Annotated in this window: 18 protein-coding genes and 3 pseudogenes; 5 read left to right on the top strand and 16 right to left on the bottom strand. The window is 37.7% G+C overall.

Annotation, left to right across the window (positions count from 1 at the left end; translation table 11 throughout):
* Positions 1-108: 108 nt before the first annotated feature.
* Entirely contained in the window at positions 109-1,305 is a 1,197-nt protein-coding gene (locus CFK40_RS02565) for an MFS transporter (protein WP_089530528.1), read from the bottom strand.
* 103 nt (positions 1,306-1,408) lie between these two features.
* Positions 1,409-2,263, bottom strand: a complete 855-nt coding sequence (locus tag CFK40_RS02560) for a MurR/RpiR family transcriptional regulator (RefSeq protein WP_089530527.1) — start codon at positions 2,261-2,263, stop codon at positions 1,409-1,411.
* 97 nt (positions 2,264-2,360) lie between these two features.
* Here CFK40_RS02560 and CFK40_RS21455 point away from each other — a divergent pair.
* A pseudogene (locus CFK40_RS21455) lies at positions 2,361-2,768 on the top strand (NAD(P)-binding domain-containing protein); the annotation flags it as partial.
* Here CFK40_RS21455 and CFK40_RS21175 read toward each other — a convergent pair.
* Positions 2,739-2,951 carry an NAD(P)-binding domain-containing protein gene (locus CFK40_RS21175; protein WP_089534265.1) on the bottom strand — a complete coding sequence of 71 codons (213 nt, stop codon included), beginning with the start codon at positions 2,949-2,951 and terminating at the stop codon, positions 2,739-2,741. The pseudogene CFK40_RS21455 and the gene CFK40_RS21175 overlap by 30 nt on opposite strands.
* Positions 2,948-3,112: pseudogene (locus CFK40_RS02545) on the bottom strand (phosphogluconate dehydrogenase (NAD(+)-dependent, decarboxylating)); the annotation flags it as partial. The pseudogene CFK40_RS02545 and the gene CFK40_RS21175, both read right to left, overlap by 4 nt.
* A 1-nt stretch (position 3,113) precedes the next feature.
* Here CFK40_RS02545 and gntK point away from each other — a divergent pair.
* Positions 3,114-4,424: pseudogene (gene gntK, locus CFK40_RS02540) on the top strand (gluconokinase); the annotation flags it as partial.
* A 154-nt stretch (positions 4,425-4,578) separates the two neighbouring features.
* Here gntK and CFK40_RS02535 read toward each other — a convergent pair.
* The 3 genes from CFK40_RS02535 to CFK40_RS02525 all read right to left on the bottom strand — a co-directional run bounded on the left by CFK40_RS02535 (position 4,579) and on the right by CFK40_RS02525 (position 7,533).
* Positions 4,579-4,662: a putative holin-like toxin gene (locus tag CFK40_RS02535; RefSeq protein ID WP_264371401.1), complete on the bottom strand. Its 84-nt coding sequence runs from the start codon at positions 4,660-4,662 to the stop codon at positions 4,579-4,581.
* A gap of 138 nt (positions 4,663-4,800) precedes the next feature.
* Complete coding sequence (locus CFK40_RS02530) at positions 4,801-5,517, bottom strand: sulfite exporter TauE/SafE family protein (protein WP_089530524.1); 717 nt, start codon at positions 5,515-5,517, stop codon at positions 4,801-4,803.
* Between the two features lie 603 nt (positions 5,518-6,120).
* Positions 6,121-7,533 (bottom strand): amidase, encoded by a 1,413-nt coding sequence (locus CFK40_RS02525; RefSeq protein ID WP_089530523.1) that lies wholly within the window; start codon positions 7,531-7,533, stop codon positions 6,121-6,123.
* A 223-nt stretch (positions 7,534-7,756) separates the two neighbouring features.
* Between CFK40_RS02525 and CFK40_RS02520 the strand changes: the two genes are divergently transcribed.
* Positions 7,757-8,866: an N-acetylmuramoyl-L-alanine amidase family protein gene (locus CFK40_RS02520; protein ID WP_089530522.1), complete on the top strand. Its 1,110-nt coding sequence runs from the start codon at positions 7,757-7,759 to the stop codon at positions 8,864-8,866.
* 289 nt (positions 8,867-9,155) lie between these two features.
* A complete protein-coding gene (locus CFK40_RS02515) occupies positions 9,156-10,811 on the top strand; it encodes a BCCT family transporter (RefSeq protein WP_089530521.1) in 1,656 nt (551 codons plus the stop codon).
* 48 nt (positions 10,812-10,859) lie between these two features.
* Here the strand turns inward: CFK40_RS02515 and CFK40_RS02510 are convergent, their stop codons facing one another.
* The 4 genes from CFK40_RS02510 to CFK40_RS02495 all read right to left on the bottom strand — a co-directional run bounded on the left by CFK40_RS02510 (position 10,860) and on the right by CFK40_RS02495 (position 15,383).
* A complete protein-coding gene (locus CFK40_RS02510) occupies positions 10,860-11,060 on the bottom strand; it encodes a hypothetical protein (protein WP_089530520.1) in 201 nt (66 codons plus the stop codon).
* A 95-nt stretch (positions 11,061-11,155) separates the two neighbouring features.
* Complete coding sequence (locus CFK40_RS02505; protein ID WP_089530519.1) at positions 11,156-12,640, bottom strand: UDP-N-acetylmuramoyl-L-alanyl-D-glutamate--2,6-diaminopimelate ligase; 1,485 nt, start codon at positions 12,638-12,640, stop codon at positions 11,156-11,158.
* A 95-nt stretch (positions 12,641-12,735) separates the two neighbouring features.
* A complete protein-coding gene (locus tag CFK40_RS02500; RefSeq protein ID WP_089530518.1) occupies positions 12,736-14,238 on the bottom strand; it encodes a Mur ligase family protein in 1,503 nt (500 codons plus the stop codon).
* Between the two features lie 77 nt (positions 14,239-14,315).
* Entirely contained in the window at positions 14,316-15,383 is a 1,068-nt protein-coding gene (locus CFK40_RS02495; RefSeq protein ID WP_089530517.1) for an AI-2E family transporter, read from the bottom strand.
* 293 nt (positions 15,384-15,676) lie between these two features.
* Between CFK40_RS02495 and CFK40_RS02490 the strand changes: the two genes are divergently transcribed.
* Complete coding sequence (locus tag CFK40_RS02490; RefSeq protein WP_193433351.1) at positions 15,677-17,101, top strand: Na+/H+ antiporter NhaC family protein; 1,425 nt, start codon at positions 15,677-15,679, stop codon at positions 17,099-17,101.
* Positions 17,102-17,193: 92 nt separating this feature from the next.
* On the opposite strand, the gene CFK40_RS02485 is transcribed toward CFK40_RS02490, so the two are convergent.
* The 5 genes from CFK40_RS02485 to CFK40_RS02465 form a co-directional block, all read right to left on the bottom strand.
* Positions 17,194-18,279 (bottom strand): alanine/ornithine racemase family PLP-dependent enzyme, encoded by a 1,086-nt coding sequence (locus CFK40_RS02485; protein ID WP_227001849.1) that lies wholly within the window; start codon positions 18,277-18,279, stop codon positions 17,194-17,196.
* Positions 18,276-19,364, bottom strand: coding sequence for an N-acetyltransferase DgcN family protein (locus CFK40_RS02480; RefSeq protein WP_089530516.1), 1,089 nt, complete (start codon positions 19,362-19,364; stop codon positions 18,276-18,278). Before CFK40_RS02480 ends, CFK40_RS02485 begins: the two co-directional genes overlap by 4 nt.
* A gap of 734 nt (positions 19,365-20,098) precedes the next feature.
* Entirely contained in the window at positions 20,099-21,145 is a 1,047-nt protein-coding gene (locus CFK40_RS02475) for a MerR family transcriptional regulator (RefSeq protein ID WP_161493807.1), read from the bottom strand.
* 103 nt (positions 21,146-21,248) lie between these two features.
* Positions 21,249-21,788 (bottom strand): hypothetical protein, encoded by a 540-nt coding sequence (locus tag CFK40_RS02470; RefSeq protein ID WP_089530514.1) that lies wholly within the window; start codon positions 21,786-21,788, stop codon positions 21,249-21,251.
* Positions 21,789-21,797: 9 nt separating this feature from the next.
* Positions 21,798-22,988, bottom strand: a complete 1,191-nt coding sequence (locus CFK40_RS02465) for a ParM/StbA family protein (protein ID WP_089530513.1) — start codon at positions 22,986-22,988, stop codon at positions 21,798-21,800.
* Positions 22,989-23,452: the final 464 nt, after the last annotated feature.

Here is a 23,452-nt window from a genome sequence, read left to right as displayed (position 1 = left end):
ACATTTTTGCTTTAACTCAGATCAACATTATACTCCAAATCAATCGGGCACACTAATTTTTCAATCCTTGCTGCGCGATTTTGTGGCATTATACTCGAATCCTTATGATTAGTGCGCAACTTTATTTTTTGATTTTATAAGTAAATAAATATACAAGCAGATAGACAGCAAAACTGAACCAGCTGAAGTAGTGTAAATGACACTATAATCATACATAAAGGCTAATTGGCCAAAACAAATTGCACCTAATCCAACCCCTAAATCGAAAAAGGAGAAAAAGGTTGCATTAGCCATTCCCTTTCGATTATCGGCAGCCTTATCAACCGCCCATGCCTGTAATGCTGGTTGAACACTACCAAAGCCTAAACCATACATTCCGCCAGCGATCAGCATAACCAGTGTGCTTGGTAGCCATGAAAGTAATAGCATGGAACCGAATATTAATAAAGTTCCAGGAATAAAAACGTAAATATGCCCTTTAGCGTCGTAAATTTTTCCAGCAAAAATACGAGATATCATTAGGAATATCGCAAAAACTAAGAAATAGGATTCAATCCCCGGAATGCCCTTTTCCGTCGCATATAATGGAAGAAATGATGCAATTCCACCGAATGTAACCGTAATAAAAAATAATAACAATGATGGCTGGATTGCTGTTTTTTCAAAGATATCAAATTTAACAGTGGTTGTTTTATTTGGCGATTGTTCCACCTTTTTATAACGAATCGTAGAAGATAGTAAAAATGCTACTAACCCAAGTGCCGCACAGATCATAAATAATGACTTAAATGATATGACTCCGACAAGTGTTAATCCGAGAGTAGGACCAAAGGCTAATGCTAAGTTACCAGATAAACCGAAATAACCCATCCCTTCGCCCCTGCGCTTTGACGGAATCAAATCTGTTGCAATGGTTCCCGTGGCTGTTGTTGAAAACCCCCAACCAATACCTTGTACCATCCGCATGATAAATAAAAAGAAAATACTCGCAACAAATGCGTAGGAACCGACAGAAAGTACAAATATTGCGAGCCCAATCATATAGACAAAGCGTCTGCCTTTTGATTCTAATGCATGGCCTGCATAAGGTCTCAAAAGCAAAGCAGAAAATGTAAAAATACCAGTAATAAGTCCAATTAATTGATCACTTCCACCAAGCTCTTTTACAAAAAGCGGTATTGTGGGAAGTGTCATTTGGAATCCAAGAAAAATAAAGAAGTTAGCCACACAAATAAGAACAAAATCCCGTGTCCATATTTTATCTGGCAACTTAGTTGTTTTAGTCGCGGTTAATTCAGTGCTCATGAATGTCTCCCTTTCTTCGGTACTCGAAATACAAGTATACATGAGCTAAGGAATAATGGGAATGGATTGGATTAAAACTGGGAACAGTCCCCCCTCTAAAACTTTATAATCGCTTTAATGATATTGCTTTGCGCATGTTACTAATTGCTTTCTTACCCTCTTCTTTTTTGGCAATCATTACATTGGTATACAGTGCATCAACAATACTAAGCTGAGCAATCCTTGATGATAGTGCTTCTGAACGAAAGTCTGTTTCTTCAGCAATTGTATATAGCGAAATATCTACTTCTTTCGTCAATGGTGACTTGGCAAAATTCGATATACTAATCGTTTGCACGTCATTTTTCTTAAGTACTTGCAATACATCGAGTAGATCCTTTGTAGAACCTGAATGGGATATCAATACTGCAACATCCTTTTTCCTTAGCTGTGAAGCTGACATGAGCTGCATATGTGAATCAAGATTTGAGCTAACGTGTAAACCGCTTCGAATAAATTTATGATAGGCATCTAGCGCCACCAAAGCAGATCCGCCATTACCGTAAAACTCAACTTTTTCTGCTTGTAAAATGGCATGGACTGCCTGTTCTAGTGCATTTCCGTCTAATATATGCAACGTATCTTCTAGTGTTTTCATATTGGAACGGAAAACTTTTTCCGAAACTGTCGCAACACTATCCCCGTCATTGATTTTTTCATGAATATCTTTCATCGGTGTCACAATCTCAGCCGCAAGGGCAATTTTGAAAGCTTGATAGCCTTTGAAGCCAATCCGTTGGCAAAAACGGAATACTGTCGAGTCTGCTATTTCTAGATCTTCGGAAACTTGATTTATCGTGTGATGAATAATTTGCTGTGGGTTTGCTAGTATATAATCAGCAATCTTCTTTTCCTTCTTGCTAAACTTCCCATAATTACTCCGTATACTCGCTAATCCATGTTGGTTTTCATTGACCATGTCGCATGCTCCTTGCTATATAGGCTACACTACCAAGTATATAAGAAAAGAAATTTTTTTTCATTCTCTGTGTGTAAAAATGTATTGATTACGGAAAATTATTTTATATAATATAATTTATAAGAAAAAATATTCCTTTAAACAAGGAGGACAATATGGATATAGGAATAGTAGGTTTAGGAAAAATGGGACTCAATCTATCATTAATTTACTGGATCATAACCATGAAGTAGTCGGTTATGATACGAACGCTACACTATCAAATGAATTTACTCATGAAAATCTCCAGTTTGAAACATCTTTATCAACAGTTGTCGAGAAGCTACCAATACCTCGTACGATTTGGTTGATGGTTCCTGCGGGTGATGTTACGGAAACCGTAATTAATGAATTAACTCCATTACTATCAAGCGGAGACATTCTTATCGATGGCGGGAATTCTAACTATAAAGATACCTTACGACGTGCCTCTACATTAAAGGAAAAAGGAATTTATTTCTTTGACTGTTGTATAAAGATAACCATTTTGGATGGAAACGTCTTCAAAAATTTGCTCAATTTCAGCAAACTTTTCAGGATCACCCCCAATCATCGTACATGCCCCCTCGCGAGCGCCGTCAGTACCTCCGCTCGTACCACCATTAAACCAAGCATCGTTGTTAAATGATGTTGTGTAGAAATAATTTATTTCTTCACAACATCATTTCCTCTAAATTCGTTGCGTAGTGCTGCGACAACTTTTCCTGAGAATGTATCATCTTCTTGCGATCGGTAGCGCACCATGAGTGACAATGCGATAACAGGTGCTGCAACTTGAAACTCAAGTGCTGTTTCAACTGTCCATTTACCTGCAATGCATAGCCTGATTACAGTTGATGCAGAAAATAATCCACTCACCAACAGTATTACTTGGGCAGATACTCGTAGTGCAAAACATGCACAACAAATCAAAGACAAGCATAATGGGCACGAAATCTATTTACGTACTGGAACACCAATCCACCCTATGTCACCACTCGCAAAGTTAGTCTGGATGCGAGATGAACAACCAGCCGTCTTTGCTAAAGCGGCAAAATTCATCTCAATTAAAGAATATGTTTTTTACAAACTTTTTGGTGAATATGTGATTGACCATTCGATTGCATCTGCTACTGGCTTAATGAATCTTAAAACATTAGATTGGGACAAGGAAGCACTTATATTAGCTGGAATTACCTCCGATCAATCATCTACGCTCGTTCCAACTACACATCAACTGAAAGTGATAAAGGAATACTACCATTCCTATATTGGATTCCGTGGTGAAGTTCCTTTTATTATTGGTGCAAGTGATGGTGTTTTATCAAACCTTGGTGTGAACGCAATTGAACCAGGTGTTATCGCTGTTACAATTGGGACAAGCGGTGCAATACGTACGGTATCAGATCGACCTCGGACAGATCCAAAGGGTAGAATTTTTTGTTATGCATTAACCGAAAACCATTGGATCATTGGGGGACCAGTAAATAATGGGGGGATTATTTTACGGTGGTTACGTGATGAATTGGCTGCTTCTGAGGTAGAAACAGCAAAACGATTAGGAATTGATCCATACGATGTGTTAACTCGGATTGCAGCTGGCATAAACCCCGGATCAGACGGTTTAATCTTCCACCCATATATGACCGGTAAGCGGGCCCCATTATGGAATGCAAATGCTCGTGGTTCCTTTTTCGGTCTAAGTATTCATCACAAAAAGGAACACATGATTCGCGCGGTACTAGAAGGAATTATTTATAACTTGTTCACCGTTTTATTGGCGCTTGAGGAATTGACTGATGAGCCCCAAAAAATTCAGGCAACTGGTGGATTTGCACGTTCTGAAATGTGGCGTCAATTAATGGCGGACATATTTGATAAACCAGTGATTGTACCAGAAAGCTATGAAAGTTCTTGTCTTGGTGCCATCGTCTTAGGTATGTATGCAGTTGGTGAAATTGACGATTTCAGTATTGTTTCAGATATGATTGGCCAAACACACACTCATCGTCCTAATGAACATAATACCAACGTATATCGAGAGCTTCTTCCTATCTATATACGATTATCACACATGCTTGGTGAGGAATATGATAGTATAACTGCTTTCCAACGAAAATATGTTGGAGGAACACAGAAATAAATTTATCCATTAAAGTGGTATAATTGACCTACTTTACAACTATATATAGAAGACCACAGTGCGGACTGTGGTCTATAGATAAGCGGTTCTCCTAGGAGTCGGCTACTCTATGCGAATAGACCTTTCCGATTACTTTTTCAGGTAATTGGGAGGTCTATTTTCTATTGATCCTATTGATCAGGGTAATGACCAACGCCAGTAAGGCAATCAACAAAGAACCAAATCCAATTAGCACCATAAATGTTTCATATAAACTCACAAGGCACCACCTCCGTTCGGAAGGCTAACCGTTGATCCTAAAGAACATTATCTACTTTAGTATATTAATCGCGCGTCTTCTTTGAAACGTACATTCACACATATCGCATGTCCATTTTTAAAGTTGTTGAAGTAACAAATATAATCCTGTAAATAACAATAAGACATATGTCATCATTCGAAATATGTGCTGGTTAATCCGTTTAAATAAAAGCTGACCAGTGATTAACCCGACGATTACCATCGGTAGACCTTCCAAGCTAGATACCCAAATAACTTTTGAAGTCCCAACAAAGATAATTTGAATGATTAGACTTACAAAATAAATAAAAAGGTAAAAAGCAAGCGTTGTTGCACGGAGCGCTTCTTTCGATGTGTTCGTTCCAGAAAAGTACAATAATATAGGAGGGCCTGGCATACCAATGCTAGTTGTGAATGCTCCAGATAATCCTCCAATCGTAAAATCACGAATGTTTGTCTGTTTAATCCGATATTTTAAGATTAATAAAAATGTCAAAACCAAAATAAGTACGCTAACAAAAAGCTTTAGCACGGTCATATCTAGCGACAAAAAAATGCTGATTCCAATTGGTAATCCAACAAAACTACCTATCATAAAACGCCGCAGGATTCCATAATCTATATCCTGTTTTATTTTCATAATTAGAGAAAGTGAAATAATTAATGACAATATTAAGTTGATTTGGATGGCTTCGCGCGGTTCAAATAATAAAAGTAAAAAGGGAGTGGCCATAATGGAAAAACCAAATCCAGTACTCGTTTGGAGAATCGAAGCAACTAATATAATGATGAAAAAAATGATGAATGCATCCACGGAAACACCTGCTATATATGTATTATGAACCTAGTTATAGTTTAACAGAATGAAACCTCTATGTCTTACTCAACAAGTAGTACAAATTTCGGTAGAACTTTAATCAAGGCTTTTTTCGTATAGTTTGTTGCTCATACCACCGAAGTTAATATAAAATGCGACGTAATTGCTGGTTTTGGTGGTTGGTCAATCGTTCCGGAAATCCACTTCGCTTTCCCACAGGCGTCTCCGTGGATTTCCTTCACTGGGTTTGTGCTTAACAATTTCAATTTACTTGATCACTGGTTGCTTTTATTATAAAATAGCCTTCAATTTATGGCAGTTGATTGGAGCGGAGGGCAGTCGACTCCTGCGGGAGGATAGGCATAGGTGAGACCCCGCAGTGCGGAGCACGAGGAGGCTCACCAGCCGCCCTAAGGTGCGCGACTGCCCGCAGCGGAAATCAACCAGCACTTACGTCGTAATCTATAGGTTTTGTGTCAAAAACAACAATCTTTTAGAAAACAACCTTAATGAAAAAGGGAAAGTTGATCCACAATACCATTTAATAAGGTCATGATACTGGACAGCATTAAAGTGCAACCAAACTGTAGCACTTTTTCTCTATTTAGCAAATGGGAATCCACCAATTAATTTTTCATAAGCATGGCTTACTCGTAGTACTAGTCCATCATCGAACCGATTTCCAGCAAGCTGCATACCGATCGGTAATCCGCCCTTCGTAAATCCTGCTGGAATGGAGGCCGCTGGCAAGCCAGTCATATTATAGATGTGAGTCATCATCCAATCTGAATCCGCTTCGATCTTTTTTCCTTCAATCTCTTCGGGCCCTAACAACTGATAATCAAACGCTGGAATAGAAAGTGATGGAGACATGACAAGATCAAACGTCTCAAAATGTTTTTGAAGTTCTCTCCATACAACTGTCCGTTTTTTCTGATAGCCGATATACTCGCTTGTTGACACGTCAAATCCTCGTTCAATCATCGTATGGTAGGATGGCGTAAGTAGTTCAGGGTAATCGCGCAACATCGCTGCACTGCCTGCTGAAGCAGATGCGTACCATGTATTTTTAAAAAATCCAAGGAATTGATGTAAGGTCATGCCGAAATCCATCGATACTTCTTCTACTTCTGCTCCTACCTCTTGTAGCCTTTTTACTTGCTGATCGATTACTTGAAGTACCTCTTTATCTACTGTATACATCCCAAAGTCTTTCGTATAAGCAATTTTTACACCAGCTAAACTTCCTTCTAATTGATCGACTAAAGCCCTATCAAACCGAGGAACGGAAAATGGATCTGTCGTTGATAGCCCTTGCGTGGCATCAACAAATAGGGCTGCGTCTCGAACAGTTCGAGTTAACGGACCATGATTCACGAAAGGATTATTTGTACCAAATGCATTGACTAGGCTATTGTCCATCGGAATTCTACCATAAGATGGTTTAAAACCATAGACCCCGCAAAAGCTCGCAGGAATACGTACCGATCCTCCCCCATCACTTCCTTCAGCAAACGGAACCATCCCAGCAGCAACTGCGGCTGCAGATCCACCACTAGATCCGCCTGCAGTTTTATCTAGATTCCATGGATTTTTTGTTGCACCAAACAACAAATTGTCTGTTGTTCCTTTATGACCAAAATCAGGCGTGTTTGTTTTTCCAATGATTATAGCTCCAGCCGCTTTTAAACGCTCGACAATTGTCGCATCACGATCTGGTACATGATCAGCAAAAACCTTTGTCCCGAAAGTAGTTCGAATCCCCTTTGTTGGCGTTAAATCCTTGATTCCAACGGGCACACCATGTAAAACTCCTAAAGATTTCCCTTCCATAACATCCTGTTCTGCCTGCCTTGATTCGTCCATTACGTTTGGATTCAATGTCACAAAAGCATTAACTTGACTGTTATGTTTCTCAATTTGATTGATATAATATTTCATCACCTCAATTGGTGAAAGATCCCTTGTTTTTATCTTTTTTGCAAGATCATCTACTGCGTAATTTGCAAGCATTTTCCCACCTCAATTCTTCATTTTCAGATTTAATTGTAGCATTAACCCTATTGGTTAATTAAGTTAAATGATTGTATATACATCGTATTACCTACTTTCCCAATTAACTGGATGAATCTTCTATAAAATTATAGTCAATTTGCATGATTTTCCCCACAACCAGTTTAGTATTTTGTATAATAGGAGATAATCTATTACATATGTTTACCAAAAGGAGGATAAAATGAAGAGTATACGCTTTTTATTCATCGGATTAAGCTTATTGCTATTATCTATCATTATTTCACCTATCGTTGACGCTCATGAGGGCCAAACGTACGAAGTTGGAACATCATCTCTTCATGTAAGGATTGCCCCATCACATGACGCAGAAATTTTGGGACAATTAACAACAGGTGATCAAGTAGTTGTTTTTAATGAACAGCATGGGTGGGTACAAACGTATTATGGCGGGAAAACAGCATGGGTCGCATCACAATATTTGTACCCCGTAGAAAACACCAAACAAGATTCAAGCCTAACAATAAGTGAAACAGTGACCGTTAACACAAACGGGGTCTATGTCCGTAGCGGCCCTAGCACTGACGATTCAATTATTGGCTTTGCAACATCAGGAGATACATATACGAAAATTAAAACTGCCAATGATTGGCATAAGGTAATGCTTCAGGATGGTTCATTTGGATGGATTGCAGCATGGTTAACAGACACTTATACACCTGAATCTGTACCTAAATCTGAACCTAAATCTACGACCAAAGAGCCACAAAACAAGCCTAAACAGAGCGGAAATGGTTCACTTGAGGGCTATACTATTGTGCTCGACCCTGGGCACGGAGGAAATGATCCTGGTGCAATTGGGTTCAATGGAGTCTTAGAAAAAGATTTGACATTATCAATAGCGGAAAAGATTGCTCAGTATTTGCGTGATGCAGGTGCAACTGTCGAGCTTACCCGGGCAGACGACCAATACTTGTCGCTAGAGGAGCGCACACAATTTAGTAGTCTATTTCAAACAGATGCATTTATCAGCCTACATTATAATGCCTATCCATTTATAGCCGTAAACGGTATTGGTACGTATTATTATGAAAGCGGCAAAGGGCTTGCTTCGTCCATACAAAAGAAAATTGGACAACAGGTTGCACTACAAGATCGAGGCGTCCACTATGGGAACTTTCATGTTTTACGAGAAAATAGTGACTTATCCGTTTTAGTGGAATTAGGATTTATCACTAACCCAAATGATTTGTTCACCATTCAAACGAGTGCATACCAAAATAACGTTGCACAGGCAATCACGGATGGGGTAAAAAAATATTTTCTCAGATAATAATGAACAAAAAGCTGTCTAGCCGCAAATGGCTAGACAGCTTTTTTTATCAAAATTAGATTTCGATAGATAATTGCGCCACCGATGACAGCTATCGTCGTTCTCGCAATCGTTTTCTTATTTTTGAAATAATAGCGTGTACGTTCCGGAACGCCAATTATATTTTGAATAGTTATCCAAGTTAGTATGTACTAATGCACTTATCTTCACCCCCCAATGTATTTATTTATGTCATTGGCGGAAACTAAGTTATCAAACGGAACTTACGAGAGAAAGGTTGAATTACTATATGAAAAAAGGTTTAATTGATTGGCCAACTTTTATTGGTGCGCTAGTATTAATCCTCGCTGTCTCTATTCCACTCATCCTTTTTCCAGAGGCTGGGGCAAAATTTGTAACTATGGCAAATGACTTTATGACAAGTACCTTTGGAATGCTATATATCATAATGGGTCTAGCAGCATTTGTATTTCTACTTTATGTTGCCTTTAGTAAAAATGGACAAATTAAGCTTGGCAATGCAGATGAAGAAAAAGAGTTCGGCTCTTTTTCTTGGGCAGCAATGCTTTTTGCTGCAGGGATCGGTTCAAGTATTCTTTACTGGGGCATGATTGAATGGGCTTATTACTATCAGGGTCCACCATTTGGACTTGAACCTAGGTCAAATGAAGCAATTCAGTGGGCATCCTCTTATGGCATTTTCCATTGGGGTCCAATTGCATGGGCGATCTACACACTTCCCGCCTTACCGATTGCTTATTTTTATTATGTTCGAAAAAAGCCAGTACTTAAAATTAGTGAAGCGGTTCGACCAGTTTTAGGCAGACTTGTCGATGGACCACTTGGAGTTATCATCGATGTTCTATTCATGTTTGGTTTAATGGGCGGTGCAGGGACAACCTTGGCTTTAGGAACTCCAATGATTGCAGAGGGTGTGCATGATCTGACGGGTCTCCCAGTAACGCTAGGTTTAAAAACGGGTATTTTACTTTTATGTACAGTCATTTTTGCCATAAGCGCATACTCTGGGTTACGACGTGGAATAAAAGTGTTAAGTGACATTAATTTATGGCTTGCTATATTGGTATTAGGATTCATTTTTGTTGCTGGTCCTACAGTATTCATTAGCGAAGCGACGATAAGTAGCATCGGGATTATTATGGACAACTTTTTTCGAATGGCTACCTGGTTAGAACCGTTTCGAAACTTAGCTGGTTTTACAGAAACGGGATTCCCTGAATCATGGACCGTTTTCTACTGGGCATGGTGGGTCGTATACGCGCCATTCGTGGGGTTATTTGTCGCACGAATTTCACGCGGAAGAACGATTCGCGAAATGACATTAGGCACCATGATTTACGGTACAATCGGCTGTATTCTTTTCTTTGGCATTATGGGTAATTTCGGCCTTTATCTGCAATTAAGTGGAAGCTTCGATGTCATCAGCTTTATGAACGAGTTTGGTGCACCCGCCGCAATTATCGCTATCCTTCACCAATTACCATTGGCTGGAGTTATGGTAGCTGCATTTACTGTGTTAGCTATCATATTTTTAGCCACAACATTTGATTCTTCATCCTATATTTTAGCTGCAGTTGTGCAAAAAGAAGTACAATCAGAACCACTCAGGTGGAATCGTTTATTCTGGTCATTTACCTTATGTCTGTTGCCACTTGTCTTAATGTATATCGGAAACCTAGAAACGTTGCAAACTGCTAGTATTGTAGCCGGATTTCCAGTTATCTTTATCATGTTGTTGCTAGCATGGTCGTTTATGAAAGCATCAAACAGTGATATTAAAGAATCTAAAGAGTATGAATCACCAACAATCCATATAAATCGAAAAGAGATAGTGGAGCGGTTACGGAAAAGACGTATGGAACAAAAAAAGAAGCGGTCTGCTCTAGAAGCATTACAAGATAAAGATGTAGATAAGGATAAGTAACAAAAAGACCAGTTCACTCATAGGATAGAGTAACTGGTCTTTTCACTATTATTTAATCCGTATTTCATACCATAATTTTTTTGGGGTACGATTTCTGCTTTCGGGCAATTTTGTTACTTTGGACTTTGGAAATTTGAGTTGTACATACTTCAATTCCGCATTTGTTAACCGTAATTCCCTAATACAAGCTCCATCCTTAAAAGAATCTGACAAAAACTCATCAAATCGCTTATCCTTCTGATGATTCATTCGCCATCCCCCCTATGAAAAATTATAGGACTTTTTCAACCTGTTACTATGTTTATGCCCGTGATCGGTTACATAGTATCAAAAAGATTATTGTTTTATAACTCCACAAATTGCTTCTTTTCCTGTAATGCCTCTAATGCTATCTTTGTTTCATCAAAGGGAATTTCTAGATTGCCAACCTTTTGTGTTGTTTCATGCCCTTTACCTGCAATAAGTATCGTATCGTCCTTTTCACTTATCTCAATCGCGTGCTGAATGGCCTTCTCGCGGTCGAGAATTGTTTTATATTTACCATTATAGCGGTCCATTGCCTGGGAAATATCTTGAACAATCATCAATGGATCAAATGTTTTCGGGTTATCTGATGTAACAACAGAAAAGTCCGCAAACGTTGAAGCAGCGCGGCTCATTCCATCGCGCTTTTCTCGTCCCTTATCACTTTCATCTGCATACACACCAAATACTAAAATCAGTTTTCCTTTTACATAAGGACGAATAGTCTTTAACGCTTGCTCCAATGCGTCCTCAGTATGAGAAAAATCCACAATGACCTTATACTCTTCTTCTTTGTAAATCGTCTCTAATCGACCCTTGATACCTTTAACGTTCTGAATTCCATACCGAATATCCTCAAGGGAAATACCGTTACAATATGCACAAGCAATCGCCGCTAAACTATTGTATACATATATCTTACCAGGAATATTGACAGCAACTTTAACACTTCCTGAGGGGGTATTAACCGTATACGTAGTTTTATCAAAAGAATAATGTATATCAGTTGGATAGATATCTGCTTTATGTTCAAGTCCAAACGTTACCAACGTTGTTTCATAGTCTTTCACTCGATTAATCAACCTTCTGCCATACTTATCATCCACATTAATAATGTTGAAATCCTTTGTCAGATCAAAAAGCTCAGCCTTTGCTTCAAAATAATCGTCCATATTATTATGCAGTTCTAAATGATCTGGCGTGAGGTTCGTAAATATACCCGTATTAAAGTTACTGTATGCCACGCGTTTTAAATTTAGGGAATGGGATGAGACTTCCATGATACAATTGTCAACTTTTTCATTTGTCATTTCGGAAAATGTGCTTTGTAGGTTAAGCGACTCAGGTGTTGTATTTTTATTTTTCACCAGCTTATTGTTGATTAACGTTCCGATTGTTCCAATTAAGCCCGTTGATTGTTTTGCTTGTTCAAAAATTGACTGGATAAAGTACGATGATGAGGTTTTGCCATTTGTACCAGTAATCCCAACAAGATTTAACTTTTCAGTAGGATTTTGGTAAAAGTTAGCTGAAACCCGGGCTAGTGCATCCCGTGAATTAATTACCTTTAAAACCGTAACATCCTGTTCTATTAGCATATCTTTTTCGAGTATAATTGTTGATGCACCTTGCTCGATTGCTTTATCGATAAACTGATGCCCATCAACTGCAAAGCCTGAAATAGCAACAAAAATACTATTTTCCATAACTTCTTTGGAATCATAGGATAGTGTACTAATCTCCTTGTTTAAATCTCCTTTAATAGTGTCAAATTCAAGACCCTGTACAATAGAGTTTAATAACATCTTTACAGCTCCTCATGTTGGTGTTAATATTCTTTGTTAGTTTACGCTGGTTTATTTACTGTTGGTATACGCCTGAACGATGAACGGCTATTACCTTAACCTTTGCCCTCTATCTTAACGTCATCTTTGTATACATGATCTAAAGCAATTCCTGCTCCATAATCCATTCCCTGACAACCAGCTAATAAAACTAGATCCTTTTTCTTAGCTACTGAAAGAGCTGCATGTATTGCGTCAGGTAATTCGTCATATACATCCACTCTAATATTTGCGTTTTGCATTACATCCATAAATGCTTCCATTTCCTCATCTGTTACTTCATCTTTTGACGTTACATGAGATGAACTCTTCGTAGCTATAATTTCACGTATATTAAGCTTTGACGCACTTTCCGCAATAGCTTCTGCATTATCTTTATTTATTGTAGGTCCTCTTTGTCCCCTAATCGCATAAACCAGTTGAAGATTCTCATAATCCATGTGTTCTAATGTTTGCAAGGTAACTTCAATATTTCCTGGGTTAGCAAAGTGATCATCTATTATGATAAATTCATCCTCATAAATAAATTCAAATCTTCTTGGGACACCTGAAAATTCTTTAAGCGTATGCTGAATGGTTGATATGGAAACACCACAAAGCAATCCAATGGTAATGGCGGCCATAGCATTATACACAGAATGCATACCTGGAACTCCCAACTCAACAGTAAACTTGCTAGGTTCAACCTCGTTATCACCTACAGGAATTGGCTTTAAAATTTCAACTGTAAATATAGCTCGCCCTGTAGATAAATCTACATTCTTACAATGAATATATCCGTTCTTATGATCAATACCATAAGAAATAACCTTTGCTTTCGTTTGGTTTACTAACGATGCCGAATATGTAGAATCTAAGTTAAGAACAGCAATACTCTTTTCATCTGCCTCTCTAATCAACCTCGATTTAACCTCAACGTATTTTTCAAACGATCCATGTGTTTCTGCGTGCTCAGGAGTTAGATTATTAAGTGCTACGATATCATAGTTAACGGCATCTACACGTTGCATTTGCAGGGAAGCAGATGAGACTTCCATACACACATGGGAAACACCTTTTTTTACCATCTCATTTAAATAATAATGCAAATCTAATGATTCGGGCGTGGTAAGCTCTGATTCAATTGAAACATCGTCTGTTTTTATTACTACCGTTCCAATTAGCCCTGTTTTTAACCCTTCATTTTCTAAAATAGCGTTCATCATATAGGAAGTGGTTGTTTTTCCATTAGTTGCAGTAATTCCTATCATTTTCATCTTTTCAGATGGACATTGATAGAAAACATTTCCCAATTGCCCTAACGCAACTCTACTATCCTTAACGAGAAATTGGGGGATAGAAATATTTTCTTGAAATTCTTCTACTACAGCAGCCTTTGCGCCTTTTTTCACGGCATCATGCAGATAGTTGTGCCCATCCACTTTATAGCCTCTAACACAGACGAACAAACTATCATTCGAAGTTTTTTGTGAATGATAAGAAATACCTTTTATGTCAATATCCTCGATTTCGAGACCATTTACACTGTCAATTGATTTTATTAATTGGCTTAATTTCATCTTTTATTCTATGCCCCCATTTCGTGTATACTCTTTAGTCCATTATACATTAAATTTTATTCTATGAATATGTTAGGCTACGATTTGCGAAGACGGTAAAGTTTATAAAAATTCTTTATAGTAACTTTCAATACTGCATAAAGTGGGATGGCAATTAAAATTCCTACAAACCCATAAAGTGCTCCTGCTACTACAAGTAATAAAATAATTGTTAATGGATGTAACTGTAATCTTTTTCCGAAAACAGCCGGTGAAACAAGGTTACCTTCTAACTGTTGTACAATAAGAAGAATAATTAGCACATATACTACCATCACTGGATCCTGGATTAACGCAATTAAGATTGCAGGTAAAACACCTAACGCAGGACCAATCAATGGTACTACCGCAGTTATGATAACAAACATAGCAAGAACTAGAGCATAATCCAGATCAATAATCATATAACCTATATACATTAAAACACCGTCTACTAACCCTACAGTCAACTGTCCGAGAATATAAGATGCAAGCGTACGGTCAATATCCTTTAATATTCGTTCTCCCTCATCCAAATGCTTATTAGGGATAAATTTCAGAAGGTAAGGTAGGAGCTTGTCTCCATCTTTCAAAAAGTAAAATAGGATAAACGGCACTAAAATTAAAACAGTTGCCACACTTGTAATTGCTCCAATGATCGCCGTAATATTATTACCAATCGTTTGTGCAAGATCACTTAAAAACGTAATTGATTTTTGTTTAATCTCTTCCACCGAAAACATACCAAAATTATTTTTTTCAATTAAATTCTTCGTTTGTTCAACTGTATCCTCTACTTGTGATGGAAACTGTTCCGTTATTTGTTGTGCCTGGTCGACAATTTTAGTCCCAACAAGCTGGATAAACAAGAATACCATAGCTGCAAAAAGCACATAAACAGCTATGATTGCTATAGAACGATTCATATATCTCGGCTTAGAAAACAAATCCACTACTGGCCTAAGTATGTAATAAAACAACCCAGATATAATAATTGGAAAGAATAGAATTGCAATCAACTTTTGAAACGGATTTAGAAAAAAGTCTACTTTTCCCAGGAAATAAATACAGAGCAAAACGATTAATGTTCCTATTGCATATTTAAAAAAAGGATGTCTAATCCACATTCCCGCACCTTCCTTTTGATTATTTTATTCTTTAGTCTTTACCTTTTATACAATTATACTAAACAACAATCGAATCAAGAAGTATAAAGTGAAACTTCATTCAGTTGGAATTTTCTTTTCCCCTACTGAATGCGAATTGAACCAACCCTAGCTTGAACGGTCAGTTATTCCCCACCTAAAATTCTCAGTTTAACCTCATTTTTTAAGCCATGAGGTTTTACTGCCCAAACTGCGATAAATTTGAATAAAAACGTAGAAACAGGACATGGTATCAATGTTAGGAGTTGGATGACTTGGAAAACGCATGGATGTCAATAATACCCTTTTTAATCGTTATTGCAATGTCTATATGGTTAAAAAAAATAATGCCCGGCCTTGTTCTCGGCCTCCTAGTTGGCGCCTTGCTCGTTGAAGCAAACCTATTAGGTGGAGCACAGGAAACAGTTACATATGTTGTAAACACTTTATCTGATAAGTCGAACATCCAAATTATTGCATTTCTTTATTTGTTTGGCGGGCTTGTAGGCATGATGACTATATCTGGTGGTATAAAAGGATTTTCTGAATGGATTGGCGGTAAAATACACTCACAACGGGGATTACTCAGTTTAATCTGGCTAACACTTCCATTCACCTTCATGATGCCAATGTTCCGGATTATGATGATTGGCCCTGTCATTAAATCTATTATGGAGAAGATGAAGTTATCCAAGAAAAGAGTTGGAATGACGATGGACGTTTCTACTGAATCTGTCATTGTACTTCTGCCTGTAGCAACAGCTTTTGTTGGTTTTATGATTTCTCTAGTGGATAGCGGTATTCAAAAACACCAACTTGATGCTTCTGCGTATCACATTTTTTTACTAAGTATTCCATTCAACTTTTTTGCAATTGTCACGTTGATACTTGGACTGGTTCAAACATTTTGGTCTTCATCGAAAAAAGAGGACGAACCAAAAAAACAATCTAATGATGCAAAAAAAGAGGAACCTGACTATCACAAAATGGGCCGTAAAAAGGAATTATCAATGGTTAAAGCACAGCCTTGGAATTTGATTGTACCATTGTTTCTGCTCTTAGGCTTTTCCTTATTTTTATTATGGCAAGACGGGAATGAAAAAGGAGCAGATAGCATCTTCCAGGCGTTTTCAATAGCTGATGCGACGTTTGTGATGCTACTCGCGGTATTTATCACCTTAGTTATCACCTTTATTTTTTATATGCTGCGTCGCCAGCCGATAGACGAAACGATTTATCACTTTTTCGATGGTGGAAATCGACTGATGCAAGCAATTATTCTTTTAGTGCTTGTATGGGCATTGTCACTTGTAGCAGAGGATCTTGGCTTTTCTTTATTTATCAGTTCAACACTTGGGTCATTTTTACCCGCCTTTACTATACCAGCTGTCATCTTTGTAATCGGGGCAGTTGTTGCTTATTTTATCGGATCTTCATGGGGGACATGGGGTTTGTTCATGCCACTCGGAATCACCCTTGCTACGGTTACTGATTCATCATTAGCTTTAACAGTTGGAGCGGTATTTGCAAGTGGAGCATTTGGAGCACTGGCGTCACCGCTCGGGGACACAACGATTACAACTGCATCTATTCTAGATATGCCACTTGTTGAGTATGCACGCTATAAATTGAAATTCGCTTCCATTTGCGCTGGAATAGCAGCTGTTTTGTACCTAGCAGTCGGATTCTTCATCGTTTGATAAGAAGTGGGGGTGGAACGGGGTTGGATTGGTTTATATCAGTATTCGCTACAATTCATCCAAGCTCTATACCGATTCCGCAAAGCTCTCACTTATAAAATGTTACTATACTTTTTTGTTATATATACAGACGTCATAACGGATAGAAGAGCGCCATAATCAAGAGCAAACCTAACCTCGTCTCCTACTTTCAAATCAACTTCTTTTGCATCAAGAATCGTATGGTCACTACTCGATCCGAGAATTTCAATATCTAATTCAGGTGTTAATCCTGCTACAAGAACGTCTTGTGATCCGAAAGAAGCGATAGCCCTTCTTATCAGTCCACGGTCACGAAATTGCAGGCGATTTCCAAACGCATTCTGTCCCGTTTCCCCGTAAGGAACAGATGGCTTTATTTTCGATTCAATTACCTCTGACACAAACGTAAACGCATCTGTATATAATCCAGGTATAGCCTTTCGGTCAAGTGTTTCCCGTCCCAAATAGATTGATTCACCTAGTCTTAAATTGTTGATATTTCCAATACTATCAGCTGCAGTAAACCAGTTGTAGTTAGCTGAATTACCGCCTGTAACATGTACTAGCGGAAGTGAAAATCTTGTTTGAATGATGTCAGCAAGTTTCGAGAGTTCACTCATATTATCTTTGCTTGGTCTAACACCCCCAAAACAGGCAAAATTTGCACCGATGCCCACAATCGCAACTCCCGAAAGTTCCATAACCTTTTGAATAAACCCCTCGAGATTTGCAGGCATAATACCCTCTCTTAAATCGCCCATTTCTACCATTAGGATAATTTGGTGTACTGAATTAGATAGATTTGCTGTTTCAGCAAGCTTTTTGATGACACTTAACTCGGTATTCATACTGATATCAGCATATTGAACGACTGCATCAACCTCACTAAGGGCTGGCGACCTTAGCAGGACAAATTGTGCACTTACACCTGCATCGCGCATTTTCTTCAGATTAACTAGTTTGGAATCCGCAAGCATATGGATCCCATTATTCACAAAAATCTCAGCAATAACTGAATCGCCGCATACGGTTTTTGTAACTCCCATAAGTTCAATTCCTTTTGAACCATATAGTTGAACTAGTTTTTCCGCATTGTGCGCGATCTTTGCAAGATTGATCTCAACCCTAGATGTGGCGTGTATGGCTGTCTCTATCAATTGACAAGCACTTTTTTAATTTTACTTTTTAATTCTGGATAAACCTCGAAGAACCTATCGATTAGTTTGTCACAGCCGTGCTTTAATACATCTGTAGCTGGAAGTTTAAGGTCCTTTTCATACTCAGAAACAGCCTCAAGTACCTCTTTATCCGACATATCCTCATGATTAATGGTAACCGCGATAACCTCTGATTTTGAAAATGCTCCGATTAGATCTATCTCACTCTTTAATGTTGGCATTTTCATATAGCTGAAATCACCAAGGTTTTCTCTTTTCGGTGGATGCTGAACAATGATAGAACTCGGTCTTGATCCTCTAATAATTGAGCAGGCGCTGATATAAGCAGGGTGGCTTAATGCCCCTTGCCCCTCAACAATAATAATATCAGGATTTTCATTTTCATAAGCTCTCATGATTTGATTTTCAATCTCACCTGTCATAAATTGTGAAGGAATGGCGTCTATCGCTACACCGTATTTTGCACCTTGAATCAATCCCGTTTGACCTGTAGCCACAAACGCAACATTTAGTCCCTTGTTAGTAAGCGCTTCTTCAAGCAAAACTGATGTCGTTCTTTTACCAACAGCGCTGTCCGTACCAAGCACTGCAATAATCGGAGTTTTGACATTCAGTATTCTTCCTGAAAACAGGTGCATGTCTTTCTTTTGTGGTGGCTTTCTTACGTCATGGATAGTAACTTCAAACTTTAAGGAATGTTTTACAAATTCTTCATCATCTGTAAAAAATTCATGAAGCGTGTTGACTATATTCATTCCTTGCTCCATTGCTGTTAACACAATTTCTCTCTCATTACTCTTCAAAAATCCCTCGGAAGGCGCGATTCCATAAATGAACTGATCTGGTACTTCAGATAAATTTCCAAGAGCGTGTTCAAGACTTTCAAACACTGGAATGTTGTTTCTTTTCTCTTCCAGATATTCACCTGCATCCAAACCAGCCTTTGTACTGTCAATTACTCCTACAATCTGATATTTACCAGAACTTCTCACTAGACCATTTGCAGTCTTTCCGTCCATTGTTCCGAATTTACTTTCGCAATAAACAATTGCTGTTTCCTTCATAAACTTTCACTCCAATTTATATATTTTTGTATCTTATCTTCAGTAAATGTAAAATTTTACCATCTAAGAGCAAACAAAAAACACCTTAACATATAGCGAAAAAAAGACAGGCTTAGAGCCAGAGTACTAATCATGCGAGGTGTTTCTTCGTGGTATTCAGATTATTTTTACTACAATTATCATTATAGCACAGTTCAGGAAATAATGTTTTTATTATTATTAGGATGACATGCTTTGATTAGTTCATTAAAATTGTCGATGATTGCGGTTTTTGAGGTGAGATATATCCGCCGTTATTTCGATATATCCGCCGTTATTTCGATATATCCGCCGTTATTTCGATATATCCGCCGTTATTTCGATATATCCGCCGTTATTTCGATATATCCGCCGTTATTTCGATATATCCGCCGTTATTTCGATATATCCGCCGTTATTTCGATATATCCGCCGTTATTTCGATATATCCGCCGTTATTTCGATATATCCGCCGTTATTTCGATATATCCGCCGTTATTTCGATATATCCGCCGTTATTTCGATATATCCGCCGTTATTTCGATATATCCGCCGTTATTTCGATATATCCGCCGTTATTTCGATATATCCGCCGTTATTTCGATATATCCGCCGTACTCGCTCGATGGTATCGAGCTTCGTACGGCTTGTATATTTGCTCCACATCATTATCTGTTGGATCACTACTACGTTTTCTGCATCAACTTTTGTACCCATTACTTCTTCACACCCTTACTAGCATAAATCATACTTAAAATATCATTGAACTGATGCGTTTCCACATGGTAACCATTGTCAACGAGCCTATCAACCAACACAGATCTGTCGGCATAAAACTCGTCCTCAATTGCTTCAATAGCTTCCGTATTCCCTGATTCATGGAAATCTCCAATTACCTTTGTTCTGTGTTGTTCATTCAAAAACATTAAGTCAACAATACAAATTTGCCCCTCATCCTTTAGTACTCGATCCATTTCTTTGAAAGCCAAAACCTTTTCACTGTCTGGCAAATGGTGCAACGCATAGCTCGATACGACGTTATTAACTTGATTGTCCAGTAACGGTAATGCTAAGAAATGCCCCTTCCGAGTTTCCATATTTGGATGTTTTTCATTACATATCAGAAGCATTTTTTCCGACTGATCGACACCGATAACTTTTGTGCTTTTCGACAAAAACTTTGCTCCTAGATTTCCTGTACCAACCCCAATGTCTAAACTTATATCCCCTGGTTGCAGACTAATCGAAGTGACTACTTTCGATAGCGCTTTTTCATAATCCTCGTGCACATTGAAGCGATAGCCATGCATTTTAATATTTTGATCATAATCAACAGCCTGTTCATCAAAATTCCATTTGTCTTCCCAATTTTTTCTAGCATTTTTTATTCCTTTTAAATGTTGAGATAACATAACTATCTCCTCTATCGAGTAGGTGTCTACATCCGTTCCGTCCATCATTTGATCAATGGTCTCAATCATGTCTTTCATTTCAATCCACTTTTCAAAAAGCGCTGATCGTTGAATAGTTAAGTAATCATTCATACCCATTTCTGGATTTTGTAGAATTTTACCGATATTACTTATAGAAATACCTATTTCTCTTAACGCTAGTATCGTACTTAAGCGAAGAATATCACTTTCTGTAAAAGAACGATAGTCATTTTCGACATCCTTTTCAGGAAAGATTAATCCTTTTTCCTCGTAGAAACGAATGGACCTTGGTGTCGTATTTAGTCTTTTAGCAACTTCTTTAATATACACGTTTATCATCTCCCTAGAACCCACTATAAACGTTAACGTAACGGAAATGTAAAGAAGAAATTTGAAATAATAAAAAGGCGCAACCATCAGCTGCACCTTTTTATTACTTATTCATACTGGAGAAAAAGTCCCCTAAGGGATCTTCGTCAAGCTCAGTGTCTTTTTCTTCAACAGATTGAGCATATAAATCTTCTTGCATATCATCTAAATCTAAATCACCTAGTCTTTCGCTTGTATCAGTCACGTCATCTTCCTTACTACTGGCAACTTCATCAAAATGCATTGTTTCATATCTATTCGTTGAACCATTACTTAATGATGCCAATAACGATGTTGCACGTATGGGATCACTCAACAATTGATACACAATAGTTCCAATTAGTACTTCAGAATGCTCATGTTTGATCCAGCTTTTTTGTTCCTTTGTTAGTTGTTTTGGAAGCGGAATTGTGACCGTTTCGCGTTCTCTTGTGTAGGTTTCATTAACCCCTTTTAATACATACTGAGCAATTTTGCTGGAAAAATTTCTTCGTTCTGTATCCTTTAACTTTTGTAATAACTTTAGTACATGGTCGGGTGTGTCTGAAGGAACACGAAATGTAATAGACTGTCCGCGCTCTATACCTTTTTTCGTATCTGACATACTATCACCCTACTTTGCTTTTTCTGCAGTTTTTTCTTCTTTCGTATCTTTTGTATCTTTTGTATCTTTTATAGACTTCGCAACAAAATCAGAAATTAGTTTGTAATAAGCGTTTGCCATCATCCAAATACTTTCATTTTCATCTTCAAAAAACTCGATATTAAATCCATCTAATTTGTTGTTTAACGCTTTAATATACTCTTTTAATACTGCCGATCCACCACCGACAAAATAACAGATTTCTGATTGTGAGTTTTTTGCCCAAACATTACGTAAATAACGGTATTCTTTTTTAGCTAACTCTAATAGAATACGATCTGTTATGTCATGCACATTAGTCCGGCTTCCTCGAACCATTATATGGTGGCGATCATTTTTGCGGGTGATAATATCTACCACATCACGACGGCTATCTAGTTCGACACCATGCTTAGTTCTTATTTCTTCGCGAATTTCTTCCAATGATTCTGCAACACCTAAATTAAAGCCTTGTGCTTTATCATCGTCAACATTGCGATTGCGGATTACCGCGATATCTGTTGAAAGTCCACCAATATCTTGAATTAAAATTTGTTTATCGATTAGTTCTTTATTGATTACATTTCTATCATTATCCATGATGAGGTTTACGTATGCTGCGAACCCCTCTGGATATACCTTTACTTCATCGAATTTGATGTTAACCTTTTTTCCTTGGTATTTCGGTGTTACCAAAAATTCAACCTGATGAACGGATCCTAATAGCTGTGAACGATAACCGACATCTTTACCTTCTTTTACTTCACGAAGCGGCAGGCCTGTCCCTAGTGTATAGTTTGCATCAATCACATCATTCCTGCCCGTTTTTAGTTCTCCATTGCTCACAGCATCTAATGCTAAGGAAGCAATTAACATAACAATTGTTTGATCTTCTTCAGATTTACTGCTTCCTGGATCTAGCTCCGTAGAGTTATTTGACTTAGTCGCTAGATTACCAACCCGGTAAACAGCATTATTTTCTTCTAGGGCTGGGGAATGGACTCGGATATGTATGTTGTCCAAAGGATCTTTTTCATCAAGTTCTTCTATTCCAATTACAGGACGATCCTCCATATCACGAGCGATTACATTTGGTATATACAATTCATTTTCTAACTTTCCAAAGTTTGCTTTTAATGCGTCATTTCCTACATCTATTGCAGCAATTCTAGATTTATTCATTTACCATCATTCTCCTCTCAATAGTAGTACACTTCTAATAATAGATTATTCTTTTTAAATAGGCAAACAGGCTTTTACTAGTATTCTTTTCCGTATACATGTACACAAAAATGCAATCACTAATAAACCAACATGTGTACTACTTTGTTTACTTGTACACTGCATTGTACACGTAAAGATTACATTTTGTTTACAAGTTTTCAAATGTGTATACAGAACAAATTTGGACATAATCTTGTATTCATGACGATAATAGAATGATAGATTTATCTAAAATTATTGGAAAAGAGGAGTACGAAAAATGAATCAGAGACAAATTCTCGAAAATAAAGTCAATGGATTATTAGAAGCCTTTAAATAATACGAAATTGGATATGAATGATCCTGCCATCGTAGTGAACTCTAATGACCGATTAGCTTTCTTATATAAAAGAAATTTACCTTCAGACTTTTAAATCTACTCT

It is taken from the genome of Virgibacillus necropolis (assembly GCF_002224365.1).
Lineage (GTDB): Bacteria > Bacillota > Bacilli > Bacillales > Amphibacillaceae > Virgibacillus_F > Virgibacillus_F necropolis.
Note: the sequence above shows the minus strand (reverse complement) of the source record. Positions and strands in the feature narration are given on the sequence as shown.